Genomic DNA, 17,901 nt, shown 5'->3' on the forward strand with positions numbered 1-17,901 from the left:
CGGCGCGCCCGCCTGCCCGTCTCTCGAATTTCTTACCGCCTCGTCTGCGCTGGCGTCTCCGCCGCCGCCCCGTCTGGCGTCCCGTTGTGCGCCTCAGCGCCGCCGGTGAAGGGGCTTTTACGGTCAGCGCCGGGGGGCTGCAAGCGGATTTTCCAGGATGTGCGAAGGTTTTTCGAAAAAACTCGCAAACCACCCTATAAACAAGGACTTACACCTGCAATTTTCTGCGCATCCCCGCCGCCCCGCGCGCCTTCCCCCGCGTCCGCCAGACGCCCCGAAACCCACATCTTGCGGCACGCACAGAGTTATCAACAAGCCTATCCACACCCGGCCCCGAGTCAGGACCGAGTCAGCATGAGTCACGGAAGACTCGCCCTGCCCCGGAGTGGCAGACCCCATGCACAATCGATGCACAGGACATGCAGCACGAAAAAGGCGGCCGCTGCCGCGACCGCCTTTTGCTGTCCTATTTCAGATCGTGCGCTACCCCCTCGCCCCGCCCGGGGTGGCGAGCGACCTGGGGCTGCGCTTTTTTACACGGAGCGCCAGCAGCAGGACGGCAGCGCCGAGATAGAGCAGCGGCTCGATCTGGAATCCCTTGGCAAGCAGCACGAAGTGCAGAGCACCGAGCAGCACGGCCGGATAGGTCAGCCAGTGCAGCTTGCGCCAACGCTTGCCGAGTTTGCGGACCGAGAGGTTGTTCGAGGTGACGGCCAGCGGGACCATCAGGGCGAAGGCGAGCATCCCGACGGTGATATAGGGGCGCTTCACGATGTCGGCCCAAATCTGCGCGGGGATCTGCACGTCGAGCACCAGCCAGACCAGAAGATGCAGCGCAATGTAGAAGAAACAGATCAGCCCCAGGGCCCGGCGAAAGCGCAGCAGGTTCAGTCCGGCGTAGCGGCGCAACGGGGTGATCGCCAGCACGGCGAGCAGGACCTGCAGCCCCAACTCGCCCAGCTTGTGCTCGAGCGCGCGGATCGGCTCGACTCCGAGACCACCGGTGAACCCCAAATAGAGGAACCAGGCCACCGGCAGCGGCGCCACAATATAGAGGAGCCAGGGCGGAATGTGCCGGCTGGCACGGTTGATCCAATCCACCATGGCTCAGAAGTTCTTCGACAGGTCCATGCCGTCATACATGGCGGCGACCTCGTCCTCGTAGCCGTTGAACATCAGCGTCGGCTGGCGCTTGGCGAAGAAGCCGCCGCCGATGGGCCGTTCGGTGGCCTGCGACCAGCGCGGATGGTTCACCTGCGGGTTCACGTTGGAATAGAAGCCGTATTCGCGGGCATTGGCCTTGTTCCAGGAGGTCGGCGGCTCGCTGTCGGTCAGCGTCACCCGGACGATCGACTTGATCGACTTGAAGCCGTACTTCCACGGCACCACCAGCCGCAGCGGCGCTCCGTTCTGGTTCGGGATCTCCTTGCCATAGATGCCAGTGGCAAGCAGCGTCAGTGGGTTCATCGCCTCATCGAGCCTCAGTCCCTCGACGTAGGGCCAGTCGAGCACCGGGTAGGCGACGCCGCGCATTTCCTCGGGGCGCAGCAGGGTTTCGAAGGCGACATATTTCGCCCCGGACTGCACCCCCGCCATGTTCAGCAGGTCGGCCAGCTCGAAGCCGTTCCACGGCACGACCATCGACCAGGCTTCGACGCAGCGGAAACGGTAGATGCGCTCCTCGATGGTCATCTGCGAGAGGATGTCCTCGAGCGCGTAGTCGCCCGGGCGATCGACCATGCCATCGATGGTCACCGTCCAGGGATTGGTGGTCAGCGCACCGGCATAAGCCTTGGGGTCGTCCTTGTCGGTGCCGAACTCGTAGTAGTTGTTGTAGCTGGTGATCTCTTCCCAGCTGTTCGGCTCAAGCCCCTCGGCGGCGCGGGCCGGGCCAGCGAGCCCCGCCAGCCCGGCCCCGAGGCCGAGACCTGCCGCGCCACCGATGATCTGCCGGCGGTTCAGCCAGAGCGTCTCATCGGTAACGTGGTGGTCCTTGAGATCGCCTTTCCAGCGAAACGCCATGGATCGTCCTCCTTCACGCGGGTTTCAGGAAGGGTAGCGGCAATCCGCCGATCCGCCAAACCAAGCGATCTCACGTTGCGGTGTCCCCTCTGTAACTTGGGCGCAGCTTGGAGAAGGGGATCGAACTGCCGTCGGCCTGCACGATGCGCACGTGCCGCCGGCGCATCTGCCGCGGCTCCGACACGCCGACCGAATGGGCGATGGTCTCGACCTCCTTGATCACCGCCTTGGCGTAATTGGCGACCTTCTTGTACTTGTCCTCGACCACGAGCCCCTTCTGCAGGCGCGGGTCGTGGGTGGTGATGCCGGTCGGGCAGGTGTTGCGATTGCATTTCAGCGCCTGGATGCAGCCCATGGAGAACATGAAGCCGCGTGCCGAGGTGACGAAGTCCGCGCCGAGGCAGATCGCCCAGGCCACATCCGCCGGGTTCACCAGCTTGCCAGCGGCGACGATACGGATGCGTTCCTTGAGGCCATAGCGGTCCCGCAGATCGACGATGCGCGGCAGCGCCTCGCGGATCGGCATGCCGACAAGATCGATCAGCGGCATGGGCGCGGCCCCGGTGCCGCCCTCGCCGCCGTCGATGGTGATGAAGTCCGGGGCGCTCTCGGGGCCGCGCTCGACGATCAGCTGGAACATGCGTTCCCACTCGTCCGAGGAGCCGATCACCGTCTTGAAGCCCACCGGCTTGCCCGAGACCTTGCGGATATGCACGATCATGTCGAGCAGGTCCTCGAAGGTGTCGATCTCGCGGTGGCGGTTCGGCGAGATGCCGGGCTGGCCAACCTTGAGACCACGGATGGCCGCGATCTCGGCGTTGACCTTCTCGCCGGGAAGGATGCCGCCCTTGCCGGGCTTGGCGCCCTGAGCCAGCTTCAGCTCGAACATCTTCACCTGCGGGCGTGCGCCCACGGCGGCGAGCTTCTCGTCGTCGATATTGCCGTGCTCGTCGCGGATGCCGAACTTGGCGGTGCCGATCTGGTAAACCAAATCGCAGGCCCCGAGTTCGTGGAAGGGCGCGAGCCCGCCCTCGCCGGTGTTCAGCCAGACCCCGGCCTCGGCGGCACCGCGGCTCAGCGCCTCGACCGCCGGCCGCGAGATTGCGCCGTAGCTCATGCCCGAGATGTTGAAAATCGAGCGCGCCACATAGGGGACCTTGGCCATCGGGCCGATCACCATCGGCTCGGTCACCGAGAACTGGTCGTCGAGCGGCGGGAAGACCGCGTTCACGAAGATCGGCGTGCCGGGGATGTTGAGGTTGCGGGTCGAGCCGAAGGCGACGGTGTTATCCTTGCCCTTGGTGGCATGGTAGACCCAGTCGCGCTGCGCACGGTTGAAGGGCATTTCCTCGCGGTCCATGGCGAAGAAGTACTGGCGGAAGAATTCGCCAAGCTTGGAGAACCAGCCGCGGAAGCGGCCGATCACAGGGTAGTTGCGGCGGATCGCGTCGCCGGTCTGCGTGGTGTCGATCAGATACAGAAGTACCACTGCCAGCACTGCAAAGCCGATGGCCACCAGAAAGACCAGTGCCAGGATCTGCAGAAGGTACATTGCCGCGCCCATAATTTCCTCGGATGTCTTTAGAACGTGATTGTCGAAGCGGGTTCGGCGGCATGGTTACAACGCCCGGCAGGGACGACAAGGCAGGAACGACCGGCTTTTCCGAACTGGACGAATGTTAGCGCCATAGCTGCACAGAGATCGCCGACATCGCACCGCTGGATCGTTCACGAAGCCCTAACATGATCTCACGCGACCACGATCATATCGCGCAAATCCGAACAATCTGCGCTCTCCCGTTAGCTCCGCTTTCGCGTCGGGCAAGCTCTGCTCACGGGTATTTCAGCCTGATCCGTGGCCGAAACGCCCCCGTATCCCCTTCTACATTCACCTGATGAAGGAGCACTTCGAAATGATCCGCATGACGTCCATCGCCCTGAGCACCGCCGCAGCCCTTATCGCCAGCCCGGCTCTGGCCGACCATCATATGGAGAAGAACATCGTGGAGACCGCGCAGGAGGCCGGCAGCTTCTCGACCCTGCTCGCCGCGGCCGAGGCCGCAGGACTGGTCGACACGCTGACCGGCGAGGGCCCATTCACCGTCTTCGCTCCCACCGACGACGCCTTCGGCGCGCTGCCCGAGGGAACCGTCGACACGCTGCTGTTGCCCGAGAACAAGGACCAGCTGACCTCGATCCTCACCTACCACGTGGTGCCGGGCAAGGTGATGTCCTCCGACCTGACGAACGGCATGATGGCCGAGACGGTTCAGGGCGAGAGCCTCGAGATCATGACCGAGGGCGGGGTGACCGTGGGCGGTGTCAACGTGACCCAGCCCGATATCGAAGCCTCCAACGGCGTGATCCACGTCATCGATGGCGTTCTGATGCCGCAGTAATCCCCCTTGCAGCGCCGGCATATCCCCGCCGGCGCCGGTGGCATCAGCGAGGGGGCGCGGCAGCCAGCGTCGCGCCCCCTCACATCCCCTCAGGTCTGCTTGCCAGCCAGAAACGGAGAAGGCCCGCCGGAACGGCGGGCCTTCGGTCACTTTATATATAGAGTCCCGTTCAGTGCACCACGGCGTCGTCCGGGCGGGGCCGGTTGCTGGCGCCGATCCGGTCGCCGATGATCAGCCCCTCGGTCCCGGCACTCACGGGCACCGTGTCGCCGTCGTGGATGTCGCCGCCGAGGATCATCTCGGCCAGCGGATCCTGCAACGCGCGCTGGATCACCCGCTTCAGCGGACGCGCCCCGAAGACCGGATCATAGCCTTCCTCGGCCAGCCACTTCTTGGCGTCCGCATCGAGCGTGAGCGTGACCTTGCGGTTCGCCAGACGCTTGAGCAGCCGCGAGAGCTGGATCTCGACGATGCCGTCCATGTCCTCGCGCTTGAGCCGATCGAAGATGATCGTCTCGTCGAGACGGTTGAGGAACTCGGGGCGGAAGTGCGCCCGAACCGCATCCATCACGTCGCGCTTGGCGGCGGCGCTGTCGGCCCCCTCGGGCAACTGGCTCAGCGCCTGCGACCCAAGGTTCGAGGTCAGCACGATCAGCGTCTGCTTGAAGTCCACGGTGCGGCCCTGACCATCGGTCAGCACGCCGTCGTCGAGCACCTGCAGCAGCACGTTGAACACATCCGGGTGCGCCTTCTCGACCTCGTCGAACAGCACCACCTGATAGGGGCGCCGCCGAACGGCCTCGGTCAGCACGCCGCCCTCGTCATAGCCGACGTAGCCCGGAGGCGCGCCGATCAGACGGGCGACCGCGTGTTTCTCCATGAACTCGGACATGTCGATGCGAACCATCGCGCTGTCGTCGTCGAAGAGGAACTCGGCCACCGCCTTGGTCAGCTCGGTCTTACCCACACCGGTCGGCCCGAGGAACAGGAACGAGCCCAGCGGACGGTTCTCGTCGTTGAGACCCGCACGCGCCCGCCGAACCGCGTTGGCCACGGCGCGCACCGCCTGGTTCTGGCCGATGACCCGCTTGTGCAGGCCGTCTTCCATGCGCAACAGCTTCTCGCGCTCGCCTTCGAGCATTTTCGAGGTCGGGATGCCCGTCCAGCGCTCGACCACCTCGGCGATCTGCTCTGGACGCACCGCCTCTTCGACCATGACGTCGCTCTCGGCGTTCTCCGCCTGCTCGAGCTGCTGCTCAAGTTCGGGGATCTTGCCGTATTGCAGCTCACCGGCCTTGGCGAAGTTGCCTTCGCGCTTGGCGATCTCGAGATCGGCGCGCAGCCGGTCGAGCTGTTCCTTGATGTCCCGCGCCGAGGCAAGCTTGTCGCGCTCCGCCTGCCATTTGGCGGTCATCTCGGCAGAGCGCTCTTCCTGCTCGGCCAACTCCTTCTCGAGCTTCTCGAGCCGGTCCTTGGACGCCTGGTCATCCTCGAGCTTCAGCGCCTCGACCTCGATCTGCATCTGCAGGATGTTGCGGTCGATCTGGTCGAGCTCTTCGGGCTTGCTGTCCACTTCCATGCGCAGGCGGGAGGCGGCCTCATCCATGAGGTCGATCGCCTTGTCGGGCAGGAAGCGGTCGGTGATGTAACGGTGCGAGAGCGTCGCCGCGGCGACGAGGGCAGAGTCCGAGATCCGCACGCCGTGGTGCAGCTCGTATTTCTCCTTGATGCCGCGCAGGATCGAGATCGTGTCCTCAACCGTCGGCTCCTGCACCATCACCGGCTGGAAGCGCCGTGCGAGGGCCGGGTCCTTTTCCACGTGCTTGCGGTACTCGTCGAGCGTGGTGGCACCGACGCAGTGCAGCTCGCCGCGGGCCAATGCCGGTTTCAGCAGGTTCGAGGCATCCATCGCCCCGTCTGCCTTGCCTGCGCCGACAAGCGTGTGCATCTCGTCGATGAAGAGGATGATCTCGCCAGCGGCGGTCTCGATCTCCTTCAGGATGGCCTTCAGCCGCTCTTCGAACTCGCCGCGATATTTAGCACCCGCGATCAGCGCCCCCATGTCGAGCGCCATCAGCCGCTTGTTGCGCAGGCTTTCGGGCACGTCGCCATTGACGATGCGCAGCGCAAGACCTTCGGCAATCGCCGTTTTACCCACGCCGGGCTCACCGATCAGCACCGGGTTGTTCTTGGTGCGGCGCGAAAGCACCTGCATCGAGCGGCGGATCTCGTCGTCGCGGCCAATGATCGGGTCGATCTTGCCCTGTTCGGCGGCCTCGGTCAGGTCGCGCGCATACTTCTTGAGGGCGTCATACCCCTCTTCGGCATTGGCGCTGTCCGCCGTACGGCCCTTGCGAATGTCGTTGATCGCCTCGTTCAGCTTCTGCGGCGTGACCGCGCCAGCCTCCAGCGCCTCCTTGGCGCCGCTGCGCTCGATGGCGAGGGCCATGAGGACACGCTCGACGGGAACAAAGCTGTCGCCCGCCTTCTTCGCGATCTTCTCGGCCTCGTCGAGCACCCGCCCGGTGGCCGAGTCGAGATACACCTGACCGGCGTCGCCCGAGACCTTCGGCTGTTTCGCGAGTTTCTGATCGAGGGTTTCCACCACCCGCTGCGGCGCACCGCCAGCCCGGGTGATCAGGTTGCTGGCCAGCCCCTGGTCATCATCCATCAGGGCCTTCAGCAGATGTTCGGGAACCAGCCGCTGATGGCCTTCCCGCATGGCGATGGTCTGCGCGGCCTGAATGAACCCACGCGACCTTTCAGTGAACTTCTCCAAGTTCATCACGTCTCTCCTTCCACAAGCGCCCGTCTGGGATTTGCCACGCCTGCCAGGCAGCACGGGGCGGTATCGGGCCTCGGGATAGAGATGGGCGCAGGCCCTGAACGGTTCAAGAACATTACCGGTGAAAAATTGCCGCAGAGATGCAGCCCTTCAGACACTTGGCAGGATCCTGACACGCTTGCTTAATCTCTCTGGCGCATCCTGTCCGAAGTCCCGTCGCGCCCAAGAGGCGCCTTGCAGCAGAAGGATGCAAGCCATGCATGTCGAGCGCATCGAATTCGACGGATTCCGGCCGATGGATCAGTCCCCAGCAGACCATCCGATGGACCGACTCCCGAGGGATCATCCCCCGGGCCATGGCACCGCGAATCGGGTCCGCGAAGCTGCCGACCCCTGCGCAGAGGGCCCCCCGCCCCGCAGCGTGTCGCTGATCGCCCGGAACGGGCAGATCCGCGTCTCTCTCTACCCCGCGGCAGAAGAACCGCGCCGCGCCCTGATTTCCGGTATCCGGCAAATCTTGCGGATGCCGGAGTACCGTAGCGGGGCGGCGCGTCTCACCTTCGCGCAAATCCTGCCGCTGCGCGGCCTTGAACGGCGCCCCCGACCCGGCAATGGGCCAGGGGGCGACTAAGCGACTCAGCCCGCGCGTCGAAGGTCGGCAATCATCGCGTCGATATCGCCGCGGCGACGGTCGAGCATGGCGCCGATCTCGGTCCGCTCGGTCAGCAGCATGTTCACGCCCTCTACGTACATGTTGTAGAAGCGGCCGGATTTCTCGCCGACGAAGAAGGTCACCTCGAAAGGCGCCTGCCCGCGCAGGTCCGCCGTTGTGGCAACTTGGTAGGCGTTCTTCACTTTCTGCGTGCCCTCCACCCGGATTTGGCCGCCGATGAACTTGCGGAACTGCTTGCCGTACTTGCGCGCGGCATAGCCCTGGAAGGCGGCCGTGAAGGCCTTCTTCTGCGGGCCGCTGGCGCGACGGCCATCCGCGCCCATCACGTAAGCGGCGATATAGGGCATGTCGCCGTAGCGCGCGAAGATGCGCTCGAACTCGGCGATCATCGCCGCCTCGGAGGCCCCCGAGGCGATCACCGCGTTGACGTCGCCGACCAACCCCTGAACGAGCCGCTCTGCCTGCGCCGCGCTGGCCGCCAGCGCCACCCCCGGCAAGGTGCCCAGCGCCACCGCGCCCAGCGCTCCGACAAGAAAGCCGCGCCTGTTGGTGAAATGCGCCATCAGAATCCCTCCGTGTCCAAACTCTCGGGGTCGATGAACCCCGCACCTTCAATGCTGTCGTCACCAAGCTCGTGCCGGCGTTTCTCGAGCCAGATCACCCGCGCCTGCGCATAGCTGTCGGCGCTGCCCAGCATCACCGCGTCGAGCGCGTCGCCATAGTCGCTGCGCTTGATCGCCAGTTCCCCGAGCCGTGCGCCATAGCGCACGTAGCGCTGCGGCGAGGGCAGAACATGGGCGAAGGGATCAGTGAAGAAGTCGACGAAGATCCCCACCGTCTCGCGCTCGGTCGACGGGCCGAGCACCGGCAATTCCATGTAGCCGCCCTCCGGCAGGCCCCAGACGTAGAGGGTTTCGCCGAAATTGCTGCGATCCTGCGGCAGGCCCATCGGGCTGGCCACATCGATCAGACCGGCGAGGCCGAGCGTCGCGTTGACCGAAAAGCGCAGCGTGTTGCGCGATGCGCGCAGCAGCCGCCCCTGCAACAACTGATTCACCACGGTCTGTGGCAAGGCCACCGTATCGGAGAAATTGACCACCCCGTTTTTCACCGGATTCGGCAAAGATTCGATGAATCCGGGCTCATCGCCACCCGATAGGCGGGAATAAATCCTCTTGTTGAAAGCATGTACGCGACGATTGGCGGGTTCTTGCGGATCGTAGATGCCGTCGCGCATTTCGCCCGGTCCGGGTGTCGCGCAGGCAGCCAGCCCCGTGATAAGAACCAGGCTCGCAAAAGAACGGAAAACAGCCACACAGATGAACAATCGGGGAATTGTCATTAGGAAAAATCCGATCTTGATGTACAAGATCTACCTAATTGCAAACGCCGCAGGGCCCAAGTGTCCATGCACCTTGCGACGACCGGTTGCCCGGAGTGTGACATGAAAATAATTCGAGTCTGCACCGCAGACGAGATCTTCACAATTGGAGAGCGAAATAGCGCTCATGCAGAACAGAGTTAAAGCCGCCGGGGCAGACGAACTTGCAGCTGCCCGCAAGCAAAGCCGACCCTACTATTGGTTCGTCGGCGTATTCAGTTTCTTTGTCAACTTGCTGATGCTCACCGGACCGCTCTACATGCTGCAGGTCTACGACCGTGTGCTCGGCTCGAGGTCCGAGGCGACGCTGCTGGCGCTCACCGCGCTGGTCGTCTTCCTTTACGGCATGATGGGCGTGCTCGATTACGCTCGCGGCCGGGTCATGGCCCGCGTCGCGGCCCGCTTCCAGGCGGCTCTCGACATGCGGGTCTTCGACGCGGTGATCCGCCGCTCCGCCGTCAAGATGGACGAGCTGGCCGCCACCGGCCTGAAGGACCTGGAAGCCGTGCAGCGCTTCGTCGGCTCGCCAGTGCTGATGGCGCTCTTCGACATCCCCTGGACGCCCTTCTTCATCGCCGCCATCTTCGTCTTCCACCCCTGGCTCGGCATCCTGGCCATCTGTGGCGGCCTGGTACTGGTGGTGATCACCCTGCTCAACCAGACCCTCAGCCGCACCCCGACGCTCAAGTCGAACCGTGCCGTGCTGATCGCCGAGCAGACCTCCGAGCAGATCCGCCTCGATGCCGAGACCGTGCAGGCCATGGGCATGCGCGGTGCCGCCTTCTCGCGCTGGGACAAGGCGCGCTCCGAGGCGCTGAGCGGGCAGATCTCGACCAATGACCTGGTCGGCACCTTCACCACGATGACCAAGAGCTTCCGCATGCTGCTGCAGTCCGCGATGCTGGGCCTCGGGGCCTATCTCGTGCTGCAGAACGAGCTGACCGCCGGTGCGATGATCGCCGGCTCGATCCTGATGGGCCGTGCGCTCGCCCCGATCGAGCTTGCCATCGGGCAATGGCCGCTGGTGACCCGCGCCCGCAAGGGCTGGGAGAATCTGTCGGAGCTGCTTGGCGAAATGCCCCGCGAACCGGCCCGGACCGCCCTGCCCAAGCCGCGCGCCCTGCTCGAAGTGCAGCAGCTCACGGTCGTGCCGCCGGGGGAACAGCAGGCCTCGCTGCGCCTGGTGTCCTTCGATCTGCAACCCGGCCACGCGATCGGCGTGATCGGCTCCTCGGGGGCCGGCAAGTCGACGCTGGCGCGGGCGATCACCGGGGTCTGGCGCCCCGCCGGCGGGCGCATCCGCCTCGATGGCGCGACGCTCGACCAATACGACGAGGATCTCGGCAAGCATATCGGGTACCTGCCGCAGCGGGTCAGCCTGTTCGACGGCACGATCGCCGAGAACATCGCCCGCCTCTCGGAAAACCCCGACCCCGACAAGATCGTGGAGGCGGCCAAGAAGGCCGACGCCCACGAGATGATCCTCAAGCTGCCCAAGGGCTACGACACCCGCGTCACCGCCACCGGCGGGCGGCTTTCGGGCGGGCAGATGCAACGCGTCGGCCTTGCCCGCGCCATGTACGGCGATCCCGTCATCCTGGTGCTCGACGAGCCGAACTCCAACCTCGACAACGAAGGCAGCGAGGCGGTGAACGCCGCGATCCGCCGCCTCAAGGAAGAGGGCAAGTCGGTGATCATCATGGCGCACCGCCCTGCCGCGATCCGCGAATGCGACATGCTGCTCATGCTCGAGCATGGCGCCCGCGTGGCCTTCGGTCCCAAGGAAGAAGTGCTGCGCTCGCAGGTCAAGAACCACGAACAGATCACCCGGCACGCCGGGCCCGGAGGTGTCCGCTGATGTCGCAGGAAACCGACAAGCGCTTCCCGCTAAACAAACCGCTCACACTGGGCCTTGTTGCCCTGCTTATCCTGGTCGGTGGCTTCGGCACCTGGGCGGCGACCACCAACATCTCCGGCGCCATCGTTGCCAGTGGCCAGATCCAGGTCGAGCGCAACCGCCAGGTCGTGCAACACCCGGATGGCGGCGTGGTTCAGGAGATTCTGGTCGACGAGGGCGACACCGTCGAGGAAGGCCAGGTTCTGGTCAAACTCGACCCGACGCTGCTGCAGTCCGAGCTGAACATCGTCGAGGGGCAGTATTTCGAACTGGTCGCCCGCCGCGCCCGTCTCCAGGCGGAACGCGACAATGCCGACGAGCTGGCGTTCGACGAGACCCTGATCAAGGTGGCCGAATACGACGACGAGGTCGAAGACCTTATCGAAGGTCAGCGCAACCTGTTCTTCGCCCGGCTCGACTCGCTTCATCAGGAAAGCGATCAACTGGCCAAGCGCCGCGACCAGATCGTCAACCAGGTCGAGGGAATCGATGCTCAGCAGACCGCGCTGAAAAGCCAGCTCGCGCTCATCGAGAAGGAACTCACCGACCAGCAATCGCTGCTCGAACGCGGCCTCGCGCAAGCCAGCCGGGTGCTCGCCCTGCAGCGCGAGGAAGCCCGGCTCTCCGGCGAGGTCGGTGATCTCACCGCCCAGAAGGCCGAGGCCGAGGGCCGGACAACCGAGATCGACATCGAGATCCTGAAGCTCGCGACCAGCCGCCGCGAGGAGGCGATCACGCAGCTGCGCGACATGCAGTACCGTGAGCGCGAGCTGGCAGAGCAACGCTCGGCCCTGCTTGAGAAGCTCAAGCGAATGGAGATCACCGCGCCGGTCAGCGGCATCGTCTACGGCCTGACCGTCTTTGCCCCGCGCTCGGTGATCCGGGCGGCCGATCCGGTGCTCTACCTGATTCCTCAGGATCGTCCGCTGGTGATCACCGCGCAGATCCCGACGATTCACATCGACCAGGTGCACGTCGGTCAGGAGGTAACGCTGCGCTTCTCCGCCCTCGACCAGCGCCGCACGCCGGAAACCTTCGGCACCGTGACCCAGATCTCGGCCGATGCGTTTACCGATGAGAACACCTCAGCCAGCTTCTACCGTGCCGAGATCATGCTCGACGAGGGTCAGATCGAACGTCTGCCCGAGGGGTCCACTCTTGTGCCGGGCATGCCGGTGGAGGCCTTCCTGCGCACCGCCGACCGCACGCCGCTCGCCTATCTGGTGAAACCCTTCACCGACTACTTCACCAAGGCGTTCCGCGAGTAACCCTGCGTCAAACTTTTGATCGGGGGCCGCGTCCTACAGGGGCGCGGCCCCTTTTCTTTGCCGCCGCCCAGGTCTAGCGTCCGCGCAAACCCAAAGGAGGCCCCCATGACCGACATCACCGCCCGCCTTGAAGAGCTCGGCCTGACCCTGCCCGACGCCCCCGCCCCCGCCGCGAACTACGTCCCCTACGTGCAGAGCGGTGCCATGCTCTACGTTTCGGGCCAGATCAGCATGGACCAGAACGGGCTGATCACCGGCAAGCTCGGTGACTCGCTGGATGTCGAGGCCGGCGCCAAGGCCGCCCAGCGCTGTGCGCTGGCGCTCATCGCCCAGGCCAAGGCGGCCTGCGGCGGCGATCTGTCGAAGCTCAAGCGCGTGGTCAAACTGGTGGGCTTCGTGAACTCCACCCCCGAATTCACCGACCAACCCAAGGTGATCAACGGTGCCTCGGACCTGATGGTCGCCATCTTCGGCAACGCCGGCAAGCACGCGCGCTCCGCGGTGTCGGCCGCTTCGCTGCCGATGGGCGTTGCTGTCGAGATCGAAGCGATCTTCGAGCTCGCCTGATGGCCGGGCTGCCCGCCGCCTTTCTCGAGCGTCCCATCGCGCATCGTGCCCTGCACGATGTGGCGGCGGGCCGCCCCGAGAATTCCCGCGCCGCCATCACCGCCGCGATCAGCGCGGGCTACGGCATAGAGATCGACCTGCAGCTGTCCTCGGACGGGGTGGCCATGGTCTTTCACGACGAGCGGCTGGAACGGCTGACCGGCGCGCGCGGACTGCTCGGCGCGCGCGACGCCGCCGAGCTTTCCGCACTGAAGCTCAAGGGCGCTGACGAGGGCATTCCGACTCTCTCCGAGGTGCTGGACCTGGTCGCGGGCCGCGTGCCCCTGCTCATCGAGATCAAGGATCAGGACGGCGCGCTCGGCCCGGAGGTGGGCCCGCTGGAGCAGGCGACGGCCGATGCGCTGCGCGGCTACGGGGGACCGGTCGCCGTGATGTCCTTCAATCCGCATGCGGTCGCCCGCATGGCCCGGCTCGCGCCGAAGGTGCCGCGCGGGCTGACCACCGAAGCCTATGCCGCCGAGAACTGGCCCGGCGTGCCCGGCTGGCGGCTCGAGGAATTGCGCGGCATCCCCGATTATGCGCGCACCGGTGCCTGCTTCGTCTCGCACAACTGGAAGGACCTCGGCACGTCCCGTATCGCCGAGCTGAAGGACGCCGGCGCCGCAATCCTGTGCTGGACCATCCGTACGCCCGAGCAGGAGGCACAGGCCCGCAAGCTGGCCCAGAACGTGACCTTCGAGCAGTATCTCGCATGAGCGTGTCTTGATCCCGGCCCCGCCGGGGTCAGATAGTGCCCTGATGATGCCCAGCGCCGAGATCACCATATGACCGATCAGAGCCCCGCTCCGGCGTCCGACCCGCCGTCGGGCGACACAATAGCCGTCAACGTGCTGACCACTCTGGATCAGATCCCCGAAAGCGACTGGGACGCCTGCGCCTGCCCCGAGGCGGCGCAGGGAGGACGCGCGGACGATCCCTTCACCACCTGGCGCTTCCTGCGCGCGCTGGAGCGCTCCGGCTCGGTCGGGCGCGGCACCGGATGGGACCCGCGCTACCTGGTGGCGGAAAAGGCGGGACGGATCATCGCGGTCGCGCCGCTCTACGCCAAGGGCCACAGCCAGGGCGAGTACATCTTCGACCACAGCTTCGCCCATGCCTACGAGCAGGCAGGCGGGCGCTACTACCCCAAGCTGCAGGTCGCTGTCCCCTTCACCCCCGCCACCGGACGGCGCTTCCTGACCCGCCCCGGCCACGAGGCCGAGGGCATGATGGCGCTGGTTCAGGGCGCGGTGCAGCTCACCGCCGAGAACGATCTCAGCTCGCTGCACATCACCTTCTGCACCGAGGGCGAGGCCATTGCCGGAGAACGCATGGGGCTGCTGCGCCGCGTCACCCAGCAGTTTCACTGGCTGAACCGGGGCTACGCCGATTTCGACGGCTTCCTCGCCGATCTCAGTTCGCGCAAGCGCAAGGCGATCCGCAAGGAGCGCGCCCGGGCGCAGGACTTCGGCGGCACGATCCGCATGCTCACCGGCGACGAGATCGCGCCCGAGCACTGGGACGCCTTCTGGACCTTCTACCAGGACACCGGCAGCCGCAAATGGGGCACGCCCTACCTCACCCGCGCCTTCTTCGACGAGCTGCACGAGACCATGCGCGGGGACGTGGCGCTGGTGATCTGCGAGCGCGAGGGGCGGCCGGTGGCCGGCGCGCTCAACTTCATCGGCCGCGACGCGCTTTTCGGCCGCTACTGGGGCTGCACCGAGGATCACCCCTGCCTGCATTTCGAGGCGTGCTATTATCAGGCCATCGATTTTGCCATCGCCCATGACTTGTCGCGCGTCGAGGCCGGCGCACAGGGCGAGCACAAGCTGGCGCGCGGATACCTGCCCAATCCGACGCATTCTCTGCATTGGTTTCCCGACAAGGGGTTTGCCCGCGCCGTGGCGCACTATCTGGAGGCCGAGGCACGGGCCGTGGACGAGGACATCGAGGTGCTCACCGCCTACGGGCCGTTCCGGAAAGACCACGGGAAGGACACCCAATGACAGAGAAACTCTCCGACACCGGCCGCGCGACCATGCTCGCCCCGCTGCTCGAGAACGGATGGTCGATGAACAAGGCCGAGGACAGCCTCTGCAAGACCTTCGAATTCGCCGATTTCACCGAGGCCTTTGGCTGGATGACCCGCGCCGCGCTCTGGGCCGAGAAGTGGAATCACCACCCCGACTGGCGCAATGTCTACAAGACGGTGGAGGTCTGCCTGACCACCCATGACGTGGGTGGGCTCAGCGCACTCGACGCCAAGCTCGCGCGCAAGCTCGACTCGCTCTGAGCCCCGCGCCGGCAGGAGGGGCCTCCCCTCCCGCCTCCCCCCTTCGCCCCAAGGCAACCTTGACGGGCAGCGCGGCAGCGCATGTCCCGGCGCCGCGCCCTGCCCGGAACCGCGCGCGTCCGGCCTCGTCTCACCATGCGTATTTGGAAAGAGAAGACGCACCTCTCGCCCTTCTTCTCTTTCCAAATACGCAAATCCGGCGACGCCACCCGCGCCGCCGGATGCCGTTTCGCTCAGATCGCCGCCAGCAGCGCCTCGCCGCCCGAGATCTCGCAGGTGCCGCGCCCGGTTTCCTCGTGGAAGACCTTCACGGTGCCATCCTCGACATACATCGCGTAGCGCTTCGAGCGGCGGATCAGCCCGGCCGGCTCGGCGGTGAACTCCATGCCGATGGCCGAAGTGAAGGCGCACTCGGCGTCGGCCAGCATCGTCAGCCCGGCTTCGGCAGCGCCCGTCGCCTCGCCCCAGGCTTTCATCACGAAGGGGTCATTGACCGAGATGCAGATGATCTCGTCCACGCCCTTGGCGCCGAAACCCTCCTTGGTGCGCATGAAGCTCGGCACATGTGCCGACGAGCAGGTCGGAGTGAAGGCCCCGGGCAGTGCGAAGATCACCACCTTGCGGCCCGCCAGCTTCTCGCCCAGCGACACCTGTTCGGGGCCAGCCTCGCCCATGGTCAGCAGCGTCGCCTCGGGCAGTCGGTCTCCAGCGGATAGCGCCATGCAGTCTCTCCATCATTTGCGTTTCCAACCCGGCAAGATATAGGTTTCGCGCAAAACCCGGGAAAGTGGAAAGAGGCCAGGCATGGGGCATGTTGTTGTGATCGGCGCGGGGCAGGCCGCGGCTTCTCTGGTGGCCCGCCTGCGCGGCAAGGGGTTCGAGGGCAAGATCACCGTGATCGGCGCCGAGGCCGAGCCGCCCTACCAACGCCCGCCGCTCTCCAAGGCCTATCTGCTGGGCGAGATGCAGAAGGACCGTCTCTACCTGCGCCCGCGCGCCTATTACGACGAGCAGAACATCACCCTGATGCTGGGCGAGCCCGCCGTCTCGGTCGACACCGAGGCGCGGCACGTCATCGCCGGGGGCCGCGAGATCGCCTATGACGACCTGGTCTTCTGCACCGGCTCCGCGCCGCGCCGCCTGCCCGCCGCAATCGGCGGTGACCTCGACGGCGTCTGCGTGGTGCGCGGCATCGCCGACGTAGACGCCATGCGAGCCCGCTTTACCGAAGGCGCCCGCGTGCTGATCGTCGGCGGCGGCTACATCGGGCTCGAGGCCGCGGCGGTGGCCTCCAAACTCGGCCTGCAGGTGACCTTGGTAGAGATGGCCGAGCGCATCCTGCAGCGCGTCGCCGCCCCCGAGACCTCGGACTGGTTCCGCGCCCTGCACAAGGGCCACGGCGTCGACCTGCGCGAGGGCGTCGGCCTCGGCAGGCTGGTGGGCGAGGACGGCAAGGTGACCGCAGCGGAGCTGACCGACGGCACGACCCTGCCGGTCGATTTCGTCATCGTCGGCGTCGGCATCCTGCCCGAGACCTCGGTCGCCGAGGCCGCCGGGATCGAGATCGAGAACGGCATCCGCACAGACGCCATGGGCCGCTGCTCCGCCCCGCATGTCTGGGCGGCGGGCGATTGCGCCTCCTTCCCGCTGGGCGAGGCACAGCTGCGGCTGGAAAGCGTCGGCAATGCCATCGATCAGGCCGAGGCGGTGGCGGACAACATCATGGGCGCCGAGATGCCCTACCAACCGAAGCCGTGGTTCTGGTCCGACCAGTACGATGTGAAGCTGCAGATCGCCGGGCTGAACGCGGGTTACGACAAGGTCGTGGTGCGGGGTGGCGGCGCCGGGCCTGTCTCGCACTGGTATTACCGCGAGGGCCAGCTCATCGCCCTCGACGCGATGAACGATCCGCGCGCCTACATGGTGGGCAAGCGGCTGATCGAGGCGGGCAAGAGCGCCGACCCCGAGGTGGTTGCCGATACGGGAAGCGATCTCAAGGCGTTGCTGAAGGCATGAGGATCATCGCCGGAGACTGGCGCGGCCGCGCGCTCACCGCCGTCGGCAAGGGCGATCCGGGCGCGCATCTGCGCCCGACCACCGACCGGGTGCGCGAAAGCCTGTTCAACATGCTGGGCGGCGGACGCTTCGGCGAGCCCTTCGAGGGGGCCGTGGTGCTCGACCTCTTCGCCGGCACCGGCGCGCTGGGGCTGGAGGCGCTGTCGCGCGGGGCCGCCTCGGCGACCTTCGTCGATGACGGCCGGGTGGCGCAGAAGCTCATCAAGCAGAACATCCGGCTGCTCGCCTGCGCGGACCGCGCCCGGACGCTATCTTGCAACGCAACCCGCCTGCCGCCCGCAGAGGCACCCGCGACGCTGGTCTTTCTCGACCCGCCCTACGGGCTGAATCTCGGCGCCAAGGCGCTGGCGGCGGCGCACACGCAGGGCTGGCTCGCCCCCGAGGCGCTGATCGTCTGGGAGGAAAGCGGCCCGCAGGAGGCGCCCGAGGGCTTCACCATGCTCGACAGCCGCCGCTATGGCGACACCACGGTGACCCTGCTGGAAGCGCCCTGAAACC

General features: G+C 66.0%; 16 protein-coding genes. 9 read left to right on the plus strand and 7 right to left on the minus strand.

Annotated features, from left to right (window positions below; translation table 11 throughout):
- Positions 1-483: 483 nt before the first annotated feature.
- The 3 genes from msrQ to BM397_RS19310 all read right to left on the minus strand — a co-directional run bounded on the left by msrQ (position 484) and on the right by BM397_RS19310 (position 3,574).
- Positions 484-1,104, minus strand: coding sequence for a protein-methionine-sulfoxide reductase heme-binding subunit MsrQ (gene msrQ / locus BM397_RS19300; protein WP_092427975.1), 621 nt, complete (start codon positions 1,102-1,104; stop codon positions 484-486).
- Positions 1,105-1,107: 3 nt separating this feature from the next.
- A complete protein-coding gene (gene msrP, locus BM397_RS19305; RefSeq protein ID WP_092427973.1) occupies positions 1,108-2,022 on the minus strand; it encodes a protein-methionine-sulfoxide reductase catalytic subunit MsrP in 915 nt (304 codons plus the stop codon).
- Between the two features lie 70 nt (positions 2,023-2,092).
- Complete coding sequence (locus BM397_RS19310) at positions 2,093-3,574, minus strand: FMN-binding glutamate synthase family protein (protein ID WP_245696153.1); 1,482 nt, start codon at positions 3,572-3,574, stop codon at positions 2,093-2,095.
- 361 nt (positions 3,575-3,935) lie between these two features.
- Here BM397_RS19310 and BM397_RS19315 point away from each other — a divergent pair, with 361 nt between their 5' ends.
- Entirely contained in the window at positions 3,936-4,421 is a 486-nt protein-coding gene (locus BM397_RS19315) for a fasciclin domain-containing protein (RefSeq protein ID WP_092428010.1), read from the plus strand.
- A 169-nt stretch (positions 4,422-4,590) separates the two neighbouring features.
- Here BM397_RS19315 and clpB read toward each other — a convergent pair whose 3' ends face one another.
- The 3 genes from clpB to BM397_RS19335 form a co-directional block, all read right to left on the minus strand.
- Positions 4,591-7,206 (minus strand): ATP-dependent chaperone ClpB, encoded by a 2,616-nt coding sequence (gene clpB / locus BM397_RS19320; RefSeq protein ID WP_092427969.1) that lies wholly within the window; start codon positions 7,204-7,206, stop codon positions 4,591-4,593.
- Positions 7,207-7,842: 636 nt separating this feature from the next.
- On the minus strand, positions 7,843-8,442 hold the full coding sequence (locus BM397_RS19330) for an MlaC/ttg2D family ABC transporter substrate-binding protein (protein ID WP_092427965.1): 600 nt from the start codon (positions 8,440-8,442) through the stop codon (positions 7,843-7,845).
- Positions 8,442-9,248, minus strand: coding sequence for an MlaA family lipoprotein (locus BM397_RS19335; RefSeq protein ID WP_245696152.1), 807 nt, complete (start codon positions 9,246-9,248; stop codon positions 8,442-8,444). The genes BM397_RS19330 and BM397_RS19335 overlap by 1 nt, the downstream gene beginning before the upstream one ends.
- Before the next feature lie 139 nt (positions 9,249-9,387).
- Between BM397_RS19335 and BM397_RS19340 the strand changes: the two genes are divergently transcribed.
- The 6 genes from BM397_RS19340 to BM397_RS19365 all read left to right on the plus strand — a co-directional run bounded on the left by BM397_RS19340 (position 9,388) and on the right by BM397_RS19365 (position 15,327).
- Positions 9,388-11,118: a type I secretion system permease/ATPase gene (locus tag BM397_RS19340; RefSeq protein WP_092427963.1), complete on the plus strand. Its 1,731-nt coding sequence runs from the start codon at positions 9,388-9,390 to the stop codon at positions 11,116-11,118.
- Positions 11,118-12,425 carry an HlyD family type I secretion periplasmic adaptor subunit gene (locus tag BM397_RS19345; protein ID WP_092427961.1) on the plus strand — a complete coding sequence of 436 codons (1,308 nt, stop codon included), beginning with the start codon at positions 11,118-11,120 and terminating at the stop codon, positions 12,423-12,425. The genes BM397_RS19340 and BM397_RS19345 overlap by 1 nt, the downstream gene beginning before the upstream one ends.
- Positions 12,426-12,530: 105 nt before the next feature.
- The gene (locus BM397_RS19350; protein WP_092427959.1) at positions 12,531-12,992 is read left to right on the plus strand and encodes a RidA family protein; all 462 of its coding nucleotides are present in this window, start codon (positions 12,531-12,533) and stop codon (positions 12,990-12,992) included.
- A complete protein-coding gene (locus tag BM397_RS19355) occupies positions 12,989-13,747 on the plus strand; it encodes a glycerophosphodiester phosphodiesterase family protein (RefSeq protein WP_176806762.1) in 759 nt (252 codons plus the stop codon). Before BM397_RS19350 ends, BM397_RS19355 begins: the two co-directional genes overlap by 4 nt.
- Positions 13,748-13,816: 69 nt before the next feature.
- Positions 13,817-15,040, plus strand: coding sequence for a GNAT family N-acetyltransferase (locus tag BM397_RS19360; protein ID WP_092427955.1), 1,224 nt, complete (start codon positions 13,817-13,819; stop codon positions 15,038-15,040).
- Positions 15,037-15,327, plus strand: coding sequence for a 4a-hydroxytetrahydrobiopterin dehydratase (locus BM397_RS19365; protein WP_092427953.1), 291 nt, complete (start codon positions 15,037-15,039; stop codon positions 15,325-15,327). Before BM397_RS19360 ends, BM397_RS19365 begins: the two co-directional genes overlap by 4 nt.
- Positions 15,328-15,560: 233 nt before the next feature.
- Here the strand turns inward: BM397_RS19365 and BM397_RS19370 are convergent, their stop codons facing one another.
- On the minus strand, positions 15,561-16,049 hold the full coding sequence (locus BM397_RS19370; protein WP_092427951.1) for a peroxiredoxin: 489 nt from the start codon (positions 16,047-16,049) through the stop codon (positions 15,561-15,563).
- Positions 16,050-16,131: 82 nt separating this feature from the next.
- On the opposite strand from BM397_RS19370, the gene BM397_RS19375 reads away from it, so the two are divergent.
- Both BM397_RS19375 and rsmD read left to right on the plus strand, forming a co-directional pair.
- Complete coding sequence (locus tag BM397_RS19375; protein ID WP_092427949.1) at positions 16,132-17,343, plus strand: NAD(P)/FAD-dependent oxidoreductase; 1,212 nt, start codon at positions 16,132-16,134, stop codon at positions 17,341-17,343.
- Positions 17,340-17,897 (plus strand): 16S rRNA (guanine(966)-N(2))-methyltransferase RsmD, encoded by a 558-nt coding sequence (gene rsmD, locus BM397_RS19380; protein WP_092427947.1) that lies wholly within the window; start codon positions 17,340-17,342, stop codon positions 17,895-17,897. The genes BM397_RS19375 and rsmD overlap by 4 nt, the downstream gene beginning before the upstream one ends.
- Positions 17,898-17,901: the final 4 nt, after the last annotated feature.

Source organism: Alloyangia pacifica (assembly GCF_900116195.1).
Classification (GTDB): Bacteria; Pseudomonadota; Alphaproteobacteria; order Rhodobacterales; family Rhodobacteraceae; genus Salipiger; species Salipiger pacificus.

Bases quoted from the DNA above. Each gene is read 5' to 3' on its own strand.
- msrQ (WP_092427975.1), bottom strand. From the start codon at position 1,104: ATGGTGGATTGGATCAACCGTGCCAGCCGGCACATTCCGCCCTGGCTC.
- msrP (WP_092427973.1), bottom strand. From the start codon at position 2,022: ATGGCGTTTCGCTGGAAAGGCGATCTCAAGGACCACCACGTTACCGAT.
- BM397_RS19310 (WP_245696153.1), bottom strand. From the start codon at position 3,574: ATGTACCTTCTGCAGATCCTGGCACTGGTCTTTCTGGTGGCCATCGGC.
- BM397_RS19315 (WP_092428010.1), top strand. From the start codon at position 3,936: ATGATCCGCATGACGTCCATCGCCCTGAGCACCGCCGCAGCCCTTATC.
- clpB (WP_092427969.1), bottom strand. From the start codon at position 7,206: ATGAACTTGGAGAAGTTCACTGAAAGGTCGCGTGGGTTCATTCAGGCC.
- BM397_RS19330 (WP_092427965.1), bottom strand. From the start codon at position 8,442: ATGGCGCATTTCACCAACAGGCGCGGCTTTCTTGTCGGAGCGCTGGGC.
- BM397_RS19340 (WP_092427963.1), top strand. From the start codon at position 9,388: ATGCAGAACAGAGTTAAAGCCGCCGGGGCAGACGAACTTGCAGCTGCC.
- BM397_RS19345 (WP_092427961.1), top strand. From the start codon at position 11,118: ATGTCGCAGGAAACCGACAAGCGCTTCCCGCTAAACAAACCGCTCACA.
- BM397_RS19350 (WP_092427959.1), top strand. From the start codon at position 12,531: ATGACCGACATCACCGCCCGCCTTGAAGAGCTCGGCCTGACCCTGCCC.
- BM397_RS19360 (WP_092427955.1), top strand. From the start codon at position 13,817: ATGACCGATCAGAGCCCCGCTCCGGCGTCCGACCCGCCGTCGGGCGAC.
- BM397_RS19365 (WP_092427953.1), top strand. From the start codon at position 15,037: ATGACAGAGAAACTCTCCGACACCGGCCGCGCGACCATGCTCGCCCCG.
- BM397_RS19370 (WP_092427951.1), bottom strand. From the start codon at position 16,049: ATGGCGCTATCCGCTGGAGACCGACTGCCCGAGGCGACGCTGCTGACC.
- BM397_RS19375 (WP_092427949.1), top strand. From the start codon at position 16,132: ATGGGGCATGTTGTTGTGATCGGCGCGGGGCAGGCCGCGGCTTCTCTG.
- rsmD (WP_092427947.1), top strand. From the start codon at position 17,340: ATGAGGATCATCGCCGGAGACTGGCGCGGCCGCGCGCTCACCGCCGTC.